General features: G+C 54.8%; 3 protein-coding genes. All 3 read right to left on the reverse strand.

Annotated elements, in window-relative coordinates:
* Window positions 1–390 (reverse strand): baseplate J/gp47 family protein (locus JS46_RS22750; protein WP_033756110.1); only part of this gene is annotated, 390 nt, incomplete at its 3' end.
* Window positions 383–796 carry a phage GP46 family protein gene (locus JS46_RS22755; protein WP_033756112.1) on the reverse strand — a complete coding sequence of 138 codons (414 nt, stop codon included), beginning with the start codon at window positions 794–796 and terminating at the stop codon, window positions 383–385. The genes JS46_RS22750 and JS46_RS22755, both read right to left, overlap by 8 nt.
* A partial coding sequence (locus JS46_RS22760; RefSeq protein ID WP_033756114.1) for a phage baseplate assembly protein occupies window positions 793–1,217 on the reverse strand: 425 nt, incomplete at its 5' end. The genes JS46_RS22755 and JS46_RS22760, both read right to left, overlap by 4 nt.

A 1,217-nucleotide genomic window follows, 5' to 3' on the forward strand; every position in this document is an offset into this window, starting at 1 on the left:
AGCCGATGTGGCTGCAGCCGAAGTGGTGAACGAGGTCAGGTCGTCACGCTGAATTGTGACACCTGCCGGAATGGTAATTCCGTCAGTTTCCACATCCCACCTTGAAAATCCTGTTGCATACGTCGCCGCTTTCCGGGGGCATCGCTTCATGTTTGCGTGCCGGGTCAGCCAGTCCTCATCTGCCAGATCAGGCAGAAGGTTGCGCGCCAGATAATCAATGTAGCCATACACTGTATGTACAGCGGCGGCCTGAACTCGGCCGTACACTTCAGCGTCAGTACGGCGAAGTTCCGCCAGTGTTGTATCGGCTGCCAGTCGGGTGAGAATATCGTTTCGAATTGTGGTGATTAACTGAGGGAGTGTCGGGCGGGTAAATCCACTGTCAGCCATTAAGTTCACTCCATAAATCATCAAAGGAAAACGCCGTGCGGTTGCCGTCTTTCTGGCTGATTACCACTGAGGCGCTCAGCGTATTAATTCCGGTTCGCTCGGCCCTTACGTCTACCCGTACTGCTACGCCATCTTCCACCAGCCACTGAAGCGCCTGGCTGATATATTCGCGGGCTTTTAGTGGCGTTTTATTAGTTAGCTTCTGACGGCTCAGGAGATAAAGCCGCGAGCCAATCCGGTCGTTCTGAATGGATGGAAAACTGTCCCCCCACCAACCGTTATCCTGCTCCGGGCTGTCGTCGGGCTCAGCCTTTCGCCAGGAGAAAAGGGAGATAATCACGGCGCGGGTGAGAGGGTCAGGCGGCCACGTTACAGTGCGCTCGACACCATTAATGATAATATTCATGACGCCACCATTTTCTGCGTTGTAGCGTCGGTTGTGCCGCCGCCGTCACCGTTCTCTTTATGGGTGTGACCGTTGTATGCCAGGCGCATTGCAGACATTGTTATCCCTGAGGAATCACACTTGTCTTTGATTTCGCCGGTAGCCTCGATGTCCATTTCAAATCGTGCCTTTGGCGCATTGATGAAGGTGATCGGCTTACCTGCACCATTGACAACGATCCCGGAGCGGGTCAGCGTCACCGTCTGTCCCTGATCGTCATAAACTGCAACCTCGCCAGTCTTCAAGCCTTTGAGGCGGTAGCGCCGGTCGGAAACCACCAGCACAACGCCATGCGAGCGATCGCCATCGAAATAAGCCGCAACAGCCTCGGCCCCCAGAATCGGCGCAGCAGTAAATCCATACGGCTCCATGTGCTCGATGT

The organism is Pantoea sp. NGS-ED-1003, assembly GCF_000738765.1.
Classification (GTDB): domain Bacteria; phylum Pseudomonadota; class Gammaproteobacteria; order Enterobacterales; family Enterobacteriaceae; genus Pantoea; species Pantoea septica.

Coding starts and splice junctions, on each gene's coding strand:
- JS46_RS22755 (WP_033756112.1), bottom strand. CDS start 796: ATGAATATTATCATTAATGGTGTCGAGCGCACTGTAACGTGGCCGCCT.